Here is an 18,224-nt window from a genome sequence, read left to right on the forward strand (position 1 = left end):
TTTATTTCTGAAAAGCTTCGTGCCAGAGGCTTTTCAGAAATAAACGTCCTGGTTCTGAGTATGTAGTGTCATAGCATAGGACGCTTAGCGTCGGGCACTATACTTCTGTCCTCCAGGCTTAATAACTGCTCAGCCGAAAAGAGCTGTTTGCTAAAGCTGTTTCTCTGTCAGATTATTCCTTTCAAGTCGGAGCCAAAAGCATTTGATGCAGTTGATATCGAAAATCTGCCTTTAAGTAAGGCTGCCGATAAACGTCCCACTTCGACAACAGCGCTGCCTGCTTATCCTGAATGATCTGCTGGAGTTGTGGAACTTGCCTCGGATCCATCTGCTGCTTATACAGTAAATGCTTGAGCACCTCAATGTCTTGCAAGCTCCCCAGATTATCCTGCAAAATTTTTAGATCTTTGATCCACGACTTGAAAGCTTCTCCGTAAAAGGGGACAAAGAACTCGGCCTGATAGCGAACATGCTTGCAAGACTTTCGTAAATCATGGAGAACGACAACGTTATCCTCCGTGATGTCTGCTGCCGCGATCAGCCAAGCCGGATGCAGCAGTGACTCAGAGAGTAGCGGACTGAGTAGATCAGGCAGGATAGTTTTGATCGGTAGATTGCCCAGCAGGGTAAAGCGTGGTTGGGCAAACCAACTTTCAAAAGCTGTCTTTAAGTCGCAGTAGCGGCTCTGGGATAGGGTATCTCGTGTACCTGCCAATGCCTTTTTCCGCTTCTGTTTTAGGCGTTCTAGCGTGGGCGTCAACTGCTTCTGCTCAGCGCTGTCCAATTGGACCAGATACTCCTCGCTGAGGGCTTGCAGTTGTACGTCAAGGTCTCGCAGTTGGCCCAGAACGCGGGTTAGTGTACGAACTCGCTTGGGACTCGCTGCCTTGGGCAACTCGATAGCCGTTTCAAAAATTTGTAGTGCAGTATAAAGACGTCGACTACTCACTCGCATCTGGTGCAAGTGTTCAGGATCTTTATCGGCTAAGACGGATTTCTCTTGCTTGGTGAGCTGCTTATATTCCTGTTGCAGAATTTCTACAGCGTACTGGCCTAACGCTAAAGATTCATCAGGTGGTGTTTGCTGGTTCTTCTTTTTCGGAGTTGCCTCAGAAGTGTTGGAGACGTTCGACTCTGTCGTCTCAGAAGGTATCTTTGGTCTGGGCAATTTTTTGCTCATGGTGGGTAAACCATCCATTCTTTAATTTAGAAGACTACCCCAGAGGGCGCTGGAATAATTCATTCTTCGTGCGGGAAGTGCAAAGCCAATCAACGACGTTCAGAACTTTTCAAATATCTTTGAAATTTAGGTTGGGTAATTTGTAAAAGTCATTACTCAGGAGGAAATCTTACACTTTCACATTACTATTCTCTACGCGTCCTAAAATCCTCCGGACTGACGAGGTTAGAGTGTTTGGACCCGAGTTGGGGTTAAGGGCATATTGGAGAGTACGGTTTTCGGGCTTCAAAGCCGAGAGTTCGCTTCCTTAAGAAGCCAATTCTCGGCTTTGAAGCCCAATTTGCGGTGAATACTGTTAATTTCTGAGTCCTGATTTTCAGAGACAAATGCTAGCCTGGAAAGAGTGATTTTATTTGCAAAGTCTTACCTTCCATGGATAAGGTCGTTGTTGGGCTCTCGGGAGGCGTCGATAGTTCGGTTGCCGCTGCTACCCTCCACCGTCATGGCTATGACGTCGTGGGCGTTACCCTTTGGCTAATGAAGGGGAAGGGGCAGTGCTGCTCGGATGGCATGCTAGATGCGGCGCGGCTCTGTGAGGAACTCGACATTCCTCATCACATCGTCGATAGCCGCGATGTGTTTGAAAAAAATATCGTGGATTATCTGGTGAACGGTTATGGGGAGGGCATTACGCCTCTGCCCTGCTCTCAATGCAACCGGGCCGTGAAGTTTGGCCCGATGCTGCAATATGCTCGGGAGGAGTTGGGGTGCGATCGCATCGCCACGGGCCACTACGCGCGTATCACCCACAACCCGACGAGTGGGCGCTATGAGCTGCGCCGAGCCGTAGACCCCGGCAAAGACCAGTCCTACTTCCTGTACGATCTGAGCCAGGAGATTCTGGCCCACGTTCTCTTTCCCCTGGGTGACCAGACCAAGAGCGAAACTCGTCAGATGGCTGCTGAGTTTGGTCTGCATACTGCTGAGAAGCCGGAAAGCCAGGATCTTTGCCTTGTGGAAACTCACGGTTCTATGCAAGGGTTCCTTGACCAATTCTTGGCGCCTAAGGAAGGGGACATTGTCGATCAAACGGGTCGGGTATTGGGGCGGCATACTGGCATTCACCACTACACCATTGGTCAGCGTAAAGGGCTGGGGATTGCAGCCGCCAATCCGCTTTATGTGGTGGGTTTGGATGTGGGGCGAAATCAGGTGATTGTAGGCGATCGCGATGCTGTCTACTTTCCCGAATGCACCGTTCAGCGAGTGAACTGGGTTTCGATTTCCCAACCGGAAGCGCCTATCCCAGTCGAGGTTCAGGTTCGTTACCGAACGAAGGCTATACCCGCGACCCTCTTTCCTTTAGCGGATAACCGTGTGCGGATTGTATTTGAGGACCCACAATTTGGGGTGACTCCCGGACAGGCAGCAGTCTGGTACGAGGGCGATCGCGTCCTGGGGGGCGGTATAATCGAGCGTTTTCCCGAAGCTTTGTAAGTGAAATGAGCGGCCTTTGTTCCGCTCATTTTCTTTAGGTAGGATTTGTTGTGTGGTGTGCTTTGCACACCACACAACAAGAATGTGAAAGTCCTGTTAGGGTCTTTTTAAAAAAATCGCCCTTTGTCTATCGGGATTGAGTAGATTTACCCAACTCCGTAATAGGATGGACGAGTGAGGTTTTTCGCGCTGTTCTGGAGGGACACACTTTGAGTTTGCATACCGATGGCATCGCTCCCCATGGGGGAGAACTGATCAATCGCATTTGCACTGCTGAGCAACGGCAGGAATTTCTGGATAAGGCGGATTTTCTGCCTCGGGTGCAAATTGACGATCGCGCCTTCTCCGATTTAGTGATGATTGCGATCGGTGGGTTCAGCCCCCTTACCGGATTTCTGGGCAAAGCGGACTACGAACGCGTGGTCAACGAAATGCACCTGGCTAATGGTTTGCCTTGGGCTATCCCGGTGACGCTCTCCGTGAGCGAAGATGTGGCCGGCTCCCTGAAGGAGGGTGATCTGGTGCGTCTGGATGATGCATCCGGTCGGTTTGTCGGTGTACTGCAACTGACGGAGAAGTACACCTATGACAAGATGCATGAAGCGCTCCATGTCTACCGCACCAATGAAGAGAAGCATCCGGGTGTATCGGTTGTTTACAGTCAAGGCCCCGTGAACCTGGCTGGTCCAGTCTGGCTGCTGCAACGGGATTCTGACCCCCGCTTCCCCTCTTACCAGATTGACCCCATCGAGTCCCGCGCGCTCTTCCGTGAAAAGAACTGGAAGACTGTAGTGGGCTTCCAGACCCGCAACCCGATCCACCGTGCCCACGAGTACATCATCAAGTGTGCTCTGGAAATCGTAGACGGCTTGTTCCTGCATCCCCTGGTGGGCGCCACCAAGAGTGACGACATCGCCGCCGATGTACGGATGCGTTGCTATGAAATTATGCTGGAACATTACTTCCCGCGCGATCGCGTGATTCTGGCGATCAACCCCTCTGCAATGCGGTATGCAGGTCCCCGTGAAGCGATCTTCCACGCGCTGATTCGTAAGAACTATGGCTGCACCCACTTCATCGTGGGACGTGACCATGCCGGGGTGGGCGACTACTACGGCACCTATGACGCACAGTACATCTTCGATGAGTTCTCCCCTAGCGAGCTGGGCATTACTCCGTTGAAGTTTGAGCACGCTTTCTTCTGCAAGCGCACGCAGCAGATGGCGACGACCAAGACCAGCCCCAGCCTGCCTGAAGAGCGCATCCACCTCTCGGGTACAAAGGTGCGCGAAATGCTGCGTCGTGGCGAATTGCCGCCTCCAGAGTTCTCCCGTCCTGAGGTGGCAGCGGAGTTAGCTCGGGCAATGCGCATTCCTGTTGAGGCCTAAGTGTCCATCAAATGCGATGAGGAGCGTTAGCTCTCTCATCGTTGAGAAGGGTGAAAGCAAAGCTTTCACCCTTCTCTTTTGTCGCGCTGTTCAATTTTTTATGTTCATAGCGCTACGTGCTCAGCAGGCAGTTTATTTTTGAGTTCAGGCCGCAATCGCCCTCACCTGCCCCGGCAAAATGCAGCTGTGGTCAGACGGGTGTAGAGCGGAGTGGGCGTTGCTCGCTGGGACTGTGCCGCTGTGACGCGGTAGCCCTGCTCCTGAAGCACCAACAGTATTGCATGGTTATATTGAGCAACGTCCCCTTCACCGGGATCATCGGTGTAAAGGAGTATGTGGCCTGTTATGGGTTCGCAGAAGTAGATGGGGCAGATGCAGGGATATTTTAAGGCTGCTTAGCGGACTGCTGCTGAGCGGCACTCAGTTCAGCTTTGTAGTCGGCTCGGGAAGGATAAAGTTTGACCAGGGTTTGGAGGGGCGCGATCGCTTTAGCAGGGTCATTCAGCCTCAACCGGGCCTGAACTAACCCTTCCAGGGCGACTTGATTATGGGGCTCTCGGGCCAAAACCATTTCATAGCCCCGGGCTTGATTTTGCAATTCCTGCTCAGGGGATACGGATTCTTCTGCGGTTGCTGACGCGGTTCCCTGTGGTACCCCTCCTCGGTAGGCTGGTAGCATGGCTGATACGAGAGAACTAACAAAGAAGAGCCCCATGACAACTTGCAAGCCCTTTCGCACCTGATCGTTACGCATCACTCGAAACATATAGCCGGAACCTCGCTGTTAGGGTTGAGGCAAGGTAGTAGGCTTCCTGCGGTCTATCAACCTTCCCTGGTTTTAGCCTGCCCCTAGAATTGGATTCAGCTATCAGCGATATGACACAATCTGTTCCGATGTGGTGGTGAACTAGTAGGCTGGGGCAGAAGTGTACAACCTATTTTTTGTGGTGGGTGCGAAGCACCCCACCACAAAAAATAGGCAACGAACTTAGGCCGTAGCCTACTAGTCAAATTAAGTTCGGGTCATAAATGTTTTTCGGTGTACAAACCGCGCTCAAAAATACCCATGAACCGAGCCTGGCTTGGTCAGGGTTGCGCACAATTTAGCTGAATGGGGTATACAAGGGGCATGGCTGTATCAGTGCTGGTGGGCATCTGATAGCCAGATAGAGCCACTATTTTGTAGAACAAAGAATTCCATAAATTTTTCCGTTGATAGGTAACGAACCAATGAATGCCCAGGTCCAGCGTCCCATAACCCAAGTTGTTGTCACTATGGCTTGTATTTTGGGCTGTGTGGGGGCGATCGCCCTACTGCAATGGCCTCAGCTTCAGCAACTCCGTACTCGTAGCCAGGAAGCTCCTATCGCTGATATTCGTCGTGACCTGGAGGCGGAGCAAGTACAGTTAAATCTGCTAAAGAAGGCTCCTACCTTTGGTTTTGACAATGTCGTGGCAGATTGGGTATTTTTACGTTTCCTGCAATATTTTGGTGATGAGCCTGTGCGGTTGCGCACTGACTACCGCCTTAGCCCAGAATATTTTGAAGTCATTTTGGGTCGAGATCCGCACTTTTCCCTGGCCTATCTGTTTCTGTCGAACAGCACCAGTGTCTATGCTGGGATGCCAGAACGAACCATTGAACTGACGAACAGAGGGTTGTCGCAGCTGACCCCTACGTCTCCCCCTGACTCCTTTTATTTATGGCGCCGCAAAGGTATTGATGAATTGCTGTTTCTCGGAGATGCAAAAGCAGCTCAGCAATCCTTCCTGACCGCGGCTGAGTGGGCTGAAAAATCTCCTTTACCAGAGGCCGCTCAAGTCGCCGAGAGCTCCCGACAGACGGCGGCGTTTATTGCCCGGAACCCGAAGAGCCGCATAGCCCAATTTATAGCCTGGGGCACGGTACTATCTACCGCGCAGGATAAGCTGACCCGCGAGATTGCGGTGCAGCGAATTGAGCAGGTTGGGGGAAGGGTGGTTTCTAAGCCAGATGGTACATTTCAAATCCTGCCACCTCCGCAGGATTAGTTACCTGTTTTGGGTGCATCCCACTTTTGCAAATTTGAAATCCCACTCTTGTAAGTGAAGCGAGCTTCGCCCGCTTCACTTACAAGAGTGGGATTCACCCCCTGTTTTGATTCCTCTCGATGATGGGATGACGTGCTCTTTTAGTGAGCATCTCATCCCGTCATCAAATTTCTAAACCTTATTTTTGTGCTTGTGTCATCCCTGAGAGCAGAATTCGTTTCCGAGCCTTTCCGAATCAAGGATCTATAATTTGGAGTAATGCCTCTTAACTGGGATCAGCCCGTAAAAGCATTCCTGGAAATGCGATCGCCGGATTATGAAAGATTAGGTTAATATTAATTAACATAAATCAATACTCTGGCTTAGACATTCGGCCTTGCCGATTCAACCGAGATTGATCTCTCTTTGGTCGGTAATGACCCTAAATTCTTCAGAGAACTTTACTTTAAATCCCAGTTCTTGAGATTCATTCCATTCCACAGCTCAGTGTTCAGGAGGAAAACCCCCGGTGAATAAACGGTGGAGAAATGCAGGACTGTATGTTCTTTTGATTGTTGTTGTGATCTTCCTGGGATACTCCCTGTTAGATCGGCAACCTGAAGACATTCGCTCCTGGCGATATAGCCAATTTATTGAAGAGGTTCAGCAGGACCACGTTGAAAAGGTCACCATTAGCGCTGACCGTACCTGGGCAAGGGTGACGACTGAAGACGGTCAAAAGGCTCAGGTCAACCTGTTGCCCAACGATCCTGATCTCCTGCAAATTCTCGATGACAGCAATGTTGAAATCATTGTGTCTCCCCCCAACAATGAGAACGTGCTGGCTCGAGTTCTGAGTACTCTTCTCATTCCCTTCTTGCTCCTGGTTGTTCTGTTCTTTGTCCTACGCCGAGCCCAGAGTGGTCCTGGCAACCAGGCCATGAACTTTGGCAAGTCCAAGGCCCGTGTTCAGATGGAGCCGCAGACGCAAGTTACCTTCAACGATGTTGCGGGTATTGAGCAGGCCAAGCTGGAACTGACCGAAGTTGTGGACTTTTTGAAAAATGCCGAACGCTTCACAGCTGTTGGGGCCAAGATTCCTCGCGGTGTGCTGCTGGTTGGGCCTCCGGGAACCGGGAAAACTCTACTGGCGCGGGCGGTAGCTGGGGAAGCCGGTGTTCCCTTCTTCTCGATTTCGGGTTCTGAGTTTGTTGAAATGTTCGTTGGGGTTGGTGCGTCTCGCGTTCGTGACCTGTTTGAACAGGCTAAGTCTAACGCCCCCTGTATTGTGTTCATTGATGAAATTGACGCCGTAGGTCGTCAGCGGGGTGCTGGTCTGGGTGGCGGTAACGACGAGCGGGAGCAGACCCTGAACCAGTTACTTACTGAAATGGATGGTTTTGAAGGGAACAGTGGCATCATCATCATTGCCGCTACGAACCGTCCTGATGTGTTGGATTCGGCTCTGCTGCGTCCCGGTCGTTTCGATCGCCAGGTAGTGGTTGATCGTCCCGACTATGCAGGTCGCCTGGAAATCCTCAATGTCCATGCTCGGGGTAAAACTCTGGCGAAGGATGTGGATCTCGACAAAATCGCTCGCCGTACTCCTGGTTTTACTGGGGCTGATCTGGCAAACCTGTTAAATGAAGCTGCGATTCTGGCGGCCCGTCGTAACCTGACGGAAATCTCGATGGATGAAGTCAATGATGCGATCGATCGCGTCCTGGCTGGCCCCGAGAAGAAAGATCGCGTCATGAGCGAGAAGCGCAAGGAACTGGTTGCCTTCCATGAAGCTGGCCATGCCCTTGTTGGGGCCTTGATGCCGGACTACGACCCTGTTCAGAAAATCAGCATCATTCCCCGTGGCCGTGCGGGTGGTTTGACCTGGTTTACCCCCAGTGAAGAACGGATGGATTCGGGTCTTTACTCCCGTTCCTATCTGCAAAATCAGATGGCGGTTGCCCTCGGTGGTCGTGTCGCGGAAGAAATCGTCTTTGGTGAAGAGGAAGTCACGACGGGTGCTTCCAACGACCTGCAACAGGTGGCACGGGTTGCCCGTCAAATGGTTACTCGCTTCGGGATGAGCGAGCGTCTGGGGCCTGTTGCTTTGGGGCGTCAGCAGGGTGGTATGTTCCTGGGCCGCGACATCATGGCTGAGCGTGACTTCTCGGAAGAAACCGCTTCTGCCATTGACGACGAGGTTCGTAACCTGGTTGAGCAGGCTTACCGTCGGGCTAAGTCGGTTTTGGCAGAAAACCGTTCGGTCCTGAATCAACTGGCTCAAATGCTGGTTGAGCGGGAAACCGTCGATTCCGAAGAGCTACAAGAGCTACTGGCGGTTAGCGATGTGAAGATGGCTCCGATCGCCTAATCTTGAGTTCTAAAACCTTAAAAACGGGAGCAGTAAGCTGCTCCCGTTTCTTTTTTGATTGTGGGTGGTGGGGTTCACATGCCACCCACAATTAGAATGCACACTGCGATGAAGTTGGGGTTATAAATCTTTGGGGGCATCCCAACCGAGGGCCAGGCTGAAGCGCAGCATTTCATCGCTAACGTTGCCGTAGACGCCTTCAATTTGCTGTTGGCAGCACTCGATGGCGAAGTCATTGAATTCCTCAGGCTCCACTCCAAACATGTCCTGGAAGGTGTCAGGCCTCACACGGCAGAAGCGTGGGCGATCGTCGTAAATTTGGCACTCACGTAACTCAGAGTCATAGTGGATGCACCAGCCATCTTCGCCCACCATGCTCAAGTACTGCTCAAGTTCTTCCGGGGAAAGGTATTCATCGAGATCGGGGCGATCGCTTGGATCGAGCTGGCAGCAAGCACCGCACTTTTTAACACAGAACCAGGTAGCCATAAAATCTTGCACAAGAAATTGGGAAATGTATGCCTGACCCTTACAGGTCTGAAACGAGGTGAAGAATTCTGAGAAATGATCAACTTTCTTCGTAAAGAAACGCCCCACCACAGGTAGAATGGTTCTCAGCTTTACAAATACTATCTATTAGCCACCGTCGGCAAATCTGAGGAAAACATGGATCTAATTAGCAACCTCAACTGGGAAGTCATCGCTCAACTGACCCTGGTCGGGATGATCATGCTCGCTGGCCCCATTGTCATCTTTGTTTTGGCATTCCGTGGCGGCGATCTCTAAAGGGGTATAAAACATCCCGAACGCTGTTAGGGTTTAGAACCTTTGCCAGCACTTGCCTGCCCTTGTCCCTTGAAGCACAGGAAGCAATCTTTTAAGAAGATTGTTTCCTGTCTTGGTCAGGCAAATAAAAGGGAAGACTCTTATTATAGAGGTGTGCGCTTCAGTCAATCTGAAGCGTTTACCTTTATTTCAATGATTTTCCTTAATTTGGTCATTTCCCTACTTTTTGACGCACACCGCACTTTAGCGTTGAGTCAATCCTTTTTTGGGTCTTTTATGGCGTTTCTGCAGAGTTTTGCAAGAACGCCACAAATTGTAATGAATTCGGATAGCCTTTTAAGTCCGGAATGATAATATTGCGGTGACTCTTCTCTGCAAGGAACTGTCGTGACCCGCTCTGCCACTCTTACCCTCCAACCATCATTTCCCTCCCTGGCTGAGAATAGCCGCCTGCGGCTACTCTCGGGCTCTGCGAATACAGCCCTCTCAGAGGAGGTTGCCCGCTACTTGGGAATGGATCTGTCTCCCATGGTTCGCAAGCGGTTTGCCGATGGCGAACTTTACATTCAGATTCAAGAATCCATTCGCGGCTGTGATGTGTATTTGATGCAGCCTAACTGCAATCCGGTGAATGATCACCTGATGGAGTTGCTCATCATGATCGATGCCTGTCGCCGTGCTTCGGCCCGCCAAATTACGGCGGTGATTCCTTACTATGGTTACGCTCGGGCCGATCGTAAAACTGCGGGTCGAGAGTCCATTACGGCCAAGTTGGTGGCAAACCTGATTACTCAGGCTGGCGCTAACCGGGTGCTGGCGATGGATTTACACTCGGCTCAGATTCAGGGTTATTTTGATATTCCCTTTGACCATGTCTATGCCTCCCCGGTCTTGATTGACTACCTGCTTAGCAAGCAATTACCAGACATTGTGGTTGTTTCTCCTGATGTGGGTGGTGTGGCTCGAGCCCGTGCTTTCGCGAAGAAGCTGAATGAGGCTCCTCTGGCCATTATTGACAAACGTCGACAGGCCCATAATGTGGCCGAGGTCATGAATGTGATTGGGGATGTCGCTGGAAAAACGGCAGTAATGGTCGATGACATGATCGATACTGCTGGGACCATTTGTGAGGGTGCTCGAATACTTCGCGAACATGGCGCACGGCAAGTTTATGCCTGTATTTCTCACCCTGTTTTTTCGCCTCCTGCAAGTCAGCGCTTGTCTAGCGGTTTGTTTGAAGAGGTAATTGCAACAAACACAATTCCAGTACCCGAGGAGCGGCGTTTCCCGCAGCTCACGCTCCTTTCGGTTGCCAATATCATTGGTGAGACGATTTGGCGTATTCATGAGGAAAGCTCTGTTAGCAGTATGTTCCGCTAAGTGTTTTCTCTTTGATTTAGAGCATGAAAACCATGGCTACTAATGCTTGTATAGGTAGCCATGGTTTTTTTATTTTTTAATGAAAGTTAAGGGTATTCATTGATGAATACCTGTAGCGATACCAAACTTAATTGGTGCATTAATGTTGTGTGTAGTGTGCTTCGTACACCACACACAACATTAATGCGTAAGTCCTGTTAAGGCACAGTGGAGCTTGGTGATGGACTTGGCTCGGGTTGCTTCAAGACGTCCCACGGGATGAGGGGGTCTTGGGCGAGGCGACGGGCTACTTCATAGGCCCCGTAACGGTTGAGGTGACTGGGATCTGAGAAGTAGTCATACCCTTCTACCCAGAGTTCGGAGAGATCGCGGAACATCAGGTCGGGTTGATTGCGGGTTTCTTTGACCATGAACTCGCGGAACTGTTGTTCGTAGGATTGGCGATCGTTATCCAGATATTCGTCTGTTAGAGGCAGGTTGACGAACACGACAGGAACTTGACGTGCCTTCATGGTTGTTACCAACTTGCGCATGGCGTCGGCTTGTATTCCGGCTAAACGAAAATTGAGGTAATCGCCATCGTAACGGCCGGCGACTCGGGCGTATTTTTGGTAGTACGTAGCAGGGTTAAACTGCAGGGATATAGGCAGGAAGCCGTCAAAATCGACCATTTCACGCCCTTGCTCTGAGAGAGAAACCAGGGATTCTGGAGGGAGATTGGCATCCGCCAGTTGGGCACCTTGGGCCGGAATCAGGTTTTGCAAGGGCAGGAGGGCGGCAACGGTTTCCTGAAACTGTTGCTTGAGGCGATCGCGCTGAGAGTATACGGCAGAAAGATGCCCCAGACCTTCACTAATCTGCCGATCAACGGTTTCATAGCTAGCGGCAAGCGGTGCGGTAATGCCCTGAGCTTTGGGTTCTGCTTTAGCCAGGGTTTCACTGGCCTCGTCTGTCGGGAGAGCGGGGCGTTCTAATCGGCCAGATCGTAAATCACGATAGCCGGGAGACACCGCAATGCCGTTATAGGTGACATCCACCGTGTTGCTATTGAAGGCTCGGGCTCCATCGGCCCAAATGACCAGTTTCGGCAATTGGCCTGGTTCCAGTAGCTGATCCAACAACAATTCCACTACTTGGGCAGTAGCCCCGTTGACGCCGAAGTTGAATACACTAATGTCTTTGTAGCCTAGCGCTGCCAGTTCTGTCTGAAGGGCCACAGGGTCAATGCCCCGTAAGGCTCGTGAGCTACCTACGATCAGCACATCCGAGGGCGCTGCTTGCTGTTTCATGCGTTCGTAGTAGAGCAACAGCTTTTCATCGAGCTGACGGCTGTTAAAGGTTGGGTAGGGTGACTTACCCGCCAAAATTTCTGCCGTGGTGAGCTGGGATTCTACTTTAATGGGCGTATAAGGTAGCTCATTCTCGGAGCTCGGGCTGGGTTGGGTGAAACGGTCAGAACTGGGTGCCGTTGCTTTTTGCTTCTTTGCGTCCTGTTTAGAGGTTGTTTCCTGCTTCTTCGTTGAAGTCTCCGCAGGCTGATTGAGGCGCGCCTGGGTCGTTGCGGGCGATGGGGAAGGGATATCAGGCTGCTTAGGTTGAACTTGCGCTGTATTAGCGGTTTGAGTGGTTGATGGTTGCAACCATCGAGCCAGTGCCCAATCTGTTTGCAATGCCAGGAGCAGGCCCGCTGCTCCCCAGACGAAGGCCAGCGCCCAACCACTTTTTTGTTCTGTTGTGCCTGTCAGTAATGGGGTTTCCTGTGCAGGAACTAGCAGATAGCTCTGGACCAAGAGGTGGCGCAAACCCTGGGAAAGGCGATCGCGCCAGTTACTCCAGGCCTGTTGCACATCCTCGGAAGTCAGGTCGGGCCGCAGTTTGGCACCATCCCCTGGAGCAATAAGTTCGCTGACATAGGCATCGCTTGCCGCAAACTCAGGAATCGCTTCGGGTACAAGTCGGGCGCGGGAGCGGAAGTCTACACCGTGGCACCAGAGAGGATGTTTTTGTCCGGCCCGGCGGCCATAAATGCGTACTCCGGCTATATCGGGTAGCTGCAATTCCCGCAGAAAACGCTCGGCGGTTGTGGACACATCATGTTGATCGGGGCAAACGGGGGCATCAGCCATGACATGGAGCAGGGTGCCGCCGTCCCGATCGGCTTTGGCGAGCAGTTGAATGCGAATTCCACCTGTGGCGAGTTGCCGCTCCAAATCAGGGTTGAGCAGACGGCTCAGGAGGAAGGCGATCGCCCCCCAGTCACCCTTTCGTGCGCGCTCCATAGCCGATTCGGAGCGATCTTCCCGTTGGGACGCTGGCAGATGCAGCCAGAATACCCAGGCCGGGGTCTCGGCATCGAGGGGCTGACCGTAAACGGTCGCTCCATGAATGCCTCGGGGAGCCAGGCTATCCAGCAACGGCTTAATGATGCCCCGCACTTGCTCTTCTGAGGGGGCGATCGCCGCTTCGCTGTGGCCTGACAGGGGGCTGCAAAACAGGTGCAGGGTTTGCTCCCGCAGGGATGCGGTAGAGATGGTGAGGTCTTCATGGCTCAAGGCCCGACTCACGAGCCGGGTAATGGCCTGAACATCACCCCAACGGCCCCAATCCTGCAACATCGCATCGGGCGGGGTGAGGTCGACTCGCAGCAGCCAGTCAGGGTTGGGTTCACCCCGTACCTGCACGACTACCAGGGCATCCTGAAAACTTTCCAGATTGAGCGATCGCAACTGCTGAGCAATCGGTTCTGCAAGTAGCGATGGGTCAGGGCTGTAAACTGCTTCGCAGGTAACCCAAAGACGACGAATGAGGCCCCGAGATCGAACAGAGGGGGCAGGTGGGAGCGTTTGCTCTCGCACTTGAACGGCAATATTTTGATTGCTTAAGGTTTCGCTCAGGTAACGAGCGATCGCCTTTAGATTTCCCCGTTGCGCAGGGGAGAGGGTGGGGTTGGGAAGTACGGGAGCCGAGGTTGGCTCGGGTGGAGAGGCATCGAGTGGAGGCGCAAGCGAGGAAGATTTGGGTGAGGCTTCAGCGTGAGGATGGCTGATGGCGATCGCTTCGGATTGGGTTTCTCCTTCTTCCGGATCGGGCTGGTTAAGGGCAATTGCCTCTAACTGCATTTGCTGAAATTGCTCAATGTGGCGATCGAGTTGGCTCAGGTCAATGGCCGTCGTCCAACTGGGGCGTTTCTGCTTGGCGACATGGCCGTACAGGAAAATTTGATAGATTTCGGGTTGGTTCGCGGGTATCAGGTCGTTCAGGTTGACCGTTTGGAGGGCCGGAAGCAACTGAGACAGGATGAGAGTCTGGTCTGGCGCTGGCTCCGCCTCACTCTGAATCGTAATAATGAGGTTGTTGCCCGTTAGCCGAAATTGTACCCGCGCATCATCGAGGGACACGGTTTCATGAAACCACTGCGCCAGAGGGGACTTATTTCGCTGTTGGGGAGTCGATTGAACCATTCGTGTTTAAGCCGAAATCACAACACAAAGCCCAGAACAGATCTGCCATTCAGGGATAACATACTCTTCTCAAATTGGTGCACTATCCCGTGGGAAAACCCAACTTTTTTGTGAAGTTTAGCGCGATTTGGTAACGTCGTTAGACTTATATGTCATCTCACGTCCGTTGTGAACCGTTCTGGGTAGTGTTCTAGGCGTGTGTGGGCACTTCGTGCCCCTTTCACCGCACCCCATCCACCTGGTTCAACCATGACGTTGTGGGAGTAGCTGCGAGACGACTACCTTCCCACTCGACTTTGGACTAAGTTGGGTTTCGCTTCGCTGAAAAGCTTGCGTAGCAAGCTTTTCAGCGAAGCGAAACCCGAAAGCCTGCCGCGCGGCAGGCAGAATTAGTCCAAACTCTAGGTTCCAGCAAAACGGGTTTTTAGGTTTTAGTGCAAGATAGGAGGAGAAGTAGATTGCGATGTAGCAGAGGGATCTATGGCTGAGCAGAAGCGTGAATTTCAGTTGGAGCCCCATGACCTGCTTCTCAGTGTTGCCACAGTGCCGCTTCTGGCGGGCTTAATTGTGGGGCGTGCTGTGAGTGAATTGATGATGGGCCTGAGTCAGGCCAGTGAAGAGGTGTTTCGGGGCGATCGCCTCCCCATTTTGCGATTTACTCAGTCTTCTGAGGTGGAAGAGCGTTAATGGTCTCACCAAAAGCTAGAGGCCAGATTCTACTGTCGCTTAACGGTAGCAAAATCTGGCCTCTAGCTTTTGGTGGGTGGGCTGAATATGAAAAAGGAGGAGAGATAAGCCTCTCCTCCTTTCGTGGGGCGATCGCCCTGTAATTTTTTCTTCAGCGCTTTGAACTGTTTGCGGAGTTGTCGCTGTCGAGCACTGCCACCTCGGCCTTTATCATTTCGTCCTTCACGGCGAGGCGACTCCCACCGCTTTAAGTATTGAGCCATTGGCTATCTCCAATTAACCTTTGTATTACAAGTGTAGTCCAAGAACTACAGTATCGCTTAACAGAGTGTGCCACTTTTCCAGAAGGCTGATTTGACCGCAATACAGCATTTCCAATTGAGGAGGTACGAGAGAGGGATGTGGGATGATATTCCACTCCTTCTTCCGTACCTCGCCAGATCGCAGAGGGTTGTAACAATCAGTGTTCGTTGTCACGGTTGATTAGAAGGCTTGTTAGGTTTATCTCTAAGGAGTTTAACTTCTCCTGTTGTACGCGAAGAAGTTGAAGAATTTCAGCCAGTTCTTGTTCGCGAAGTGTAGTCAATTTGTCCTGTAATAGTTCGACTTCTAGTTCTGCTTTGAGATTAACTTCGTAGTCATGCTTCGCCTCCTGGCGATCGACGATAGATTGTCGGTTTTGACTCATCATGATGATAGGCGCGGTGTAGGCAGCCTGAAAGGAAAGCATGAGGTTAAGCAGGATAAAAGGATAAGGATCCCAATGATTAATGAAGCCTGTTGAATTTGTAATAAGCCATAGAATGAGGAGCGTGGATTGAATGATAATGAATCGCCACGAACCAACGGCTGTTGCCACCAAATCAGCTAACCGTTGTCCTAACGTTAATGGCATTCGAGGTGGATTTTGGGCTGGGTTTCGTTGCCGCAAATCCTGAATAAGCTGATATTCTTCGGGTGTAACATTCGGCTGAACTTTACCTTGGGTTGGAGGAGATGAGTGCATATTCAGACGCCTGAAATGGATACATCTCTGTATACAACACTCCAGAAGGTTTTGCTAAAGCCTGTAATCAATATGTGCTTAGTACACGCTGCTCATGGTTTTGCAACTAAGAACTAAAAAAACAAAAATCTTGGGTATTTCTGTTAAGTAACCTGAGTTCGGGTTAAGGGCGTTTTCGAGTGCCGCGCGTTGCGCGGCACTCGAAAACGCCCATTTTGGTGTGCGCAAACCGCACGCCAAAATGAGCACTTCAGCTTATCCTGAACTGAGGTTAAGCAGGTAATTTCAGTTAAATATAAGACCTAAAAGATTGTGCCATTCGCTTCACAAACAACGCAACCTTTTAGGTCTTATATTTAATTAGGCTGAGTAATTAGAAGCTGCATCAGTCCTTCTGGCACAAGGCGATGATAGGAGTCAAAGCTGTCGAGCGATCGCCACCTAGCCTGAATGACATGATCGCCACTATCCATCCCTCTCAAAATAGTTTGCTGGGTAATGTCAGGATTTACGAATTGACCATCAAAGACAAACACAATTTCATGACCCGGTTTCCCTTCGTACTCAAATAGATTTTCCAACACTCCCAGCAATTGCACCTGATGAATGGATTCTTCAAGTTCTTCCAGGATCTCTCGTTGGATGGCAGCGATCGCCAATTCCCCTGGTTCTACTCCACCTCCAAGAGGTCGATAAAATGGTGTTTCCTTTACGTGGTCAAACTCTTCGGCTACAAGGATTTCATCTTCACACCGAAACACACAAATTGCAATAACCCGAATCTGGTTTGCTCCCATCTATTCTTCTCTTTATCCAAAACGGTAGTTTATCCTGTGTTTTGCACAGGATAAACTACCGTTTCAATCACTCTTATTCGGAAGATCTAACAAACCTTTCGAGACAATTGCCTTAAAGAGAAAGGAGGGGCGATCGCCCCTCCTTTCTCTTTAAAGATTCAACTCAAAATCTAACGTCCACCAACGGTGATAGAATCCACTTTGATGTGGGGCTGACCAACGGTGACGTAGACGCTACCGCTGACGGAGCCGCAGAAGCCTGCTGCCAAGCTCAGGTCTTTGGAGCACATGGAGATTTTGTTCATGATCTCCGTGGCTTCACCAATGAGGGTTGCGCCTTTGAGGGGCTTAGTGATTTCGCCATTTTCGATCAGGTAGGCTTCGGAAACGGCGAAGTTGAATTGTCCCGTAGCGCCAACGCTGCCGCCGCCCATGTTTTTGCAGTAGATGCCTTTGTCAACGGAGGCAAACAGGTCTTTGACATCAAAATTGCCGGGGGCGATATAGGTGTTGCGCATGCGACTGGCGGCTGCGTAGGTGTAACCCTGGCGACGACCGCTGCCGGTGCGGGGATGACCGGTGCGCATGGAACCCGCGCGATCGCTCAAGAAATTCTTGAGGATGCCGTTTTCGATCAGCAGGGTGCGTTGAGTAGGCATCCCTTCATCATCCATATCGATGGTGCCGAAGGCGTCAGTGGAAAGCCCTTCATCCCAGGCCGTGAGATTTTCGTGAGCAATCTTTTCGCCTTTCTTATCCATAAAGGGAGTAGTCTTGCGCTCGATCTGGGTGGTTTCGAGCAGATGACCACAAGCTTCGTGGAAGATAACACCGCCGAACTCGTTGGCCATGATGATGGGATAGGTGCCGGACTCAACATAGTCGGCATAGAGCATTTTGCCAGCAGATTCTGCTACCTGATCGCCATCAGCTTCGTAGTTCCAGGTGCGAAGGAAGTCGGGTTGGCTGGTGCTACCAACGCGCTTACCAATGGAGGTACGGTGTTCGCCATCGGCACAAAGCAAGCTGTAACCCACAGATTGGGTCAGGCGAATGTCGCGGGCGAAGGTGCCATCGCTAGCGGCGACCAACACTTCCTGCCAGTCACGGAAGTAGACGGCGCGACGGGACTGAATGTGAGTGGCTTTCTTACCGACATCGGCATTGGCAGCCAGAAGCACTTCGCCCATTTCGCGCATGGGGCTACAGTTGGTGAGCCAGCTATCTTTGTTGCGAACGGTCGCGTAGTCCCGCATCAATTCCAGGTTGATTTCGGGGACAAAGGCGTTGGGGCTGGGAAGGATCAGACCAAGAATGGACAAGCCCTTTTCTAAAGCGGCTTTGAGGCCATTAAAGGTGAGGTCGTTGGTGCTGACGTAGCAGTCAGCCAAGCCTTTGAAGACGCGCACTCCGGCACCAAGGCTGATGCTAGGGGAAATGCTGGTGATGTTGTCCTCTTCGGCCTGACAACTGATGTAGTTGGTGCGCTCCAGGAAAAACTCGATGAAGTCGGCTCCTGCAGCCCGGCCCAAGCCCAGCAGTGTGGAGAGAGGTGCACGCCAGGATTCGTCAAAGCGATCGCGCGTCGCACTATAGCTGAGTTCAGGAATTTGCTTGGAAACCAACAGAGCATCCGGCAGGGTGGCAAGTCGCATCGGCAA

At 51.5% G+C, this 18,224-nt stretch carries 15 protein-coding genes; 7 read left to right on the forward strand and 8 right to left on the reverse strand.

Going from position 1 to position 18,224, the window contains the following annotated elements:
* Positions 1 to 181: 181 nt before the first annotated feature.
* Positions 182 to 1,180, reverse strand: coding sequence for a CHAD domain-containing protein (locus tag NDI52_RS16445; RefSeq protein WP_190789285.1), 999 nt, complete (start codon positions 1,178 to 1,180; stop codon positions 182 to 184).
* A 432-nt stretch (positions 1,181 to 1,612) separates the two neighbouring features.
* On the opposite strand from NDI52_RS16445, the gene mnmA reads away from it, so the two are divergent.
* Together mnmA and sat are read left to right on the forward strand one after the other, a co-directional pair.
* Positions 1,613 to 2,677 (forward strand): tRNA 2-thiouridine(34) synthase MnmA, encoded by a 1,065-nt coding sequence (gene mnmA, locus NDI52_RS16450; RefSeq protein ID WP_190770504.1) that lies wholly within the window; start codon positions 1,613 to 1,615, stop codon positions 2,675 to 2,677.
* Positions 2,678 to 2,886: 209 nt separating this feature from the next.
* Positions 2,887 to 4,065 (forward strand): sulfate adenylyltransferase, encoded by a 1,179-nt coding sequence (gene sat / locus NDI52_RS16455; RefSeq protein ID WP_190770505.1) that lies wholly within the window; start codon positions 2,887 to 2,889, stop codon positions 4,063 to 4,065.
* 385 nt (positions 4,066 to 4,450) lie between these two features.
* Here the strand turns inward: sat and NDI52_RS16460 are convergent, their stop codons facing one another.
* The gene (locus NDI52_RS16460) at positions 4,451 to 4,831 is read right to left on the reverse strand and encodes a hypothetical protein (RefSeq protein ID WP_206754915.1); all 381 of its coding nucleotides are present in this window, start codon (positions 4,829 to 4,831) and stop codon (positions 4,451 to 4,453) included.
* 464 nt (positions 4,832 to 5,295) lie between these two features.
* Here NDI52_RS16460 and NDI52_RS16465 point away from each other — a divergent pair, with 464 nt between their 5' ends.
* Complete coding sequence (locus NDI52_RS16465; RefSeq protein WP_190770507.1) at positions 5,296 to 6,096, forward strand: hypothetical protein; 801 nt, start codon at positions 5,296 to 5,298, stop codon at positions 6,094 to 6,096.
* Between the two features lie 508 nt (positions 6,097 to 6,604).
* Positions 6,605 to 8,446 carry an ATP-dependent zinc metalloprotease FtsH3 gene (gene ftsH3, locus NDI52_RS16470; protein ID WP_190770508.1) on the forward strand — a complete coding sequence of 614 codons (1,842 nt, stop codon included), beginning with the start codon at positions 6,605 to 6,607 and terminating at the stop codon, positions 8,444 to 8,446.
* Between the two features lie 120 nt (positions 8,447 to 8,566).
* Here the strand turns inward: ftsH3 and NDI52_RS16475 are convergent, their stop codons facing one another.
* Positions 8,567 to 8,935, reverse strand: a complete 369-nt coding sequence (locus NDI52_RS16475; RefSeq protein WP_190770509.1) for a YkgJ family cysteine cluster protein — start codon at positions 8,933 to 8,935, stop codon at positions 8,567 to 8,569.
* Positions 8,936 to 9,112: 177 nt separating this feature from the next.
* Between NDI52_RS16475 and NDI52_RS16480 the strand changes: the two genes are divergently transcribed.
* Positions 9,113 to 9,232 carry a photosystem II reaction center protein Ycf12 gene (locus NDI52_RS16480; RefSeq protein ID WP_190770510.1) on the forward strand — a complete coding sequence of 40 codons (120 nt, stop codon included), beginning with the start codon at positions 9,113 to 9,115 and terminating at the stop codon, positions 9,230 to 9,232.
* 387 nt (positions 9,233 to 9,619) lie between these two features.
* The gene (locus tag NDI52_RS16485; RefSeq protein WP_190770511.1) at positions 9,620 to 10,612 is read left to right on the forward strand and encodes a ribose-phosphate pyrophosphokinase; all 993 of its coding nucleotides are present in this window, start codon (positions 9,620 to 9,622) and stop codon (positions 10,610 to 10,612) included.
* A 197-nt stretch (positions 10,613 to 10,809) separates the two neighbouring features.
* Here NDI52_RS16485 and NDI52_RS16490 read toward each other — a convergent pair whose 3' ends face one another.
* A complete protein-coding gene (locus tag NDI52_RS16490; RefSeq protein ID WP_190770512.1) occupies positions 10,810 to 14,073 on the reverse strand; it encodes a DUF1574 domain-containing protein in 3,264 nt (1,087 codons plus the stop codon).
* 480 nt (positions 14,074 to 14,553) lie between these two features.
* Between NDI52_RS16490 and NDI52_RS16495 the strand changes: the two genes are divergently transcribed.
* Positions 14,554 to 14,760 carry a hypothetical protein gene (locus tag NDI52_RS16495; RefSeq protein ID WP_190770513.1) on the forward strand — a complete coding sequence of 69 codons (207 nt, stop codon included), beginning with the start codon at positions 14,554 to 14,556 and terminating at the stop codon, positions 14,758 to 14,760.
* Between the two features lie 62 nt (positions 14,761 to 14,822).
* Here NDI52_RS16495 and NDI52_RS16500 read toward each other — a convergent pair whose 3' ends face one another.
* The 4 genes from NDI52_RS16500 to NDI52_RS16515 form a co-directional block, all read right to left on the reverse strand.
* The gene (locus tag NDI52_RS16500) at positions 14,823 to 15,023 is read right to left on the reverse strand and encodes a hypothetical protein (protein WP_190770514.1); all 201 of its coding nucleotides are present in this window, start codon (positions 15,021 to 15,023) and stop codon (positions 14,823 to 14,825) included.
* 197 nt (positions 15,024 to 15,220) lie between these two features.
* Entirely contained in the window at positions 15,221 to 15,766 is a 546-nt protein-coding gene (locus NDI52_RS16505) for a DUF1003 domain-containing protein (RefSeq protein ID WP_190770515.1), read from the reverse strand.
* Between the two features lie 356 nt (positions 15,767 to 16,122).
* Entirely contained in the window at positions 16,123 to 16,563 is a 441-nt protein-coding gene (locus tag NDI52_RS16510; protein ID WP_190770516.1) for an NUDIX domain-containing protein, read from the reverse strand.
* 170 nt (positions 16,564 to 16,733) lie between these two features.
* Entirely contained in the window at positions 16,734 to 18,203 is a 1,470-nt protein-coding gene (locus NDI52_RS16515; RefSeq protein ID WP_190770573.1) for a TldD/PmbA family protein, read from the reverse strand.
* Positions 18,204 to 18,224: the final 21 nt, after the last annotated feature.

Origin of the sequence: Leptolyngbya sp. PL-A3 (genome assembly GCF_039962325.1) — a bacterium.
Classification (GTDB): Bacteria; Cyanobacteriota; Cyanobacteriia; order Elainellales; family Elainellaceae; genus Vacuolonema.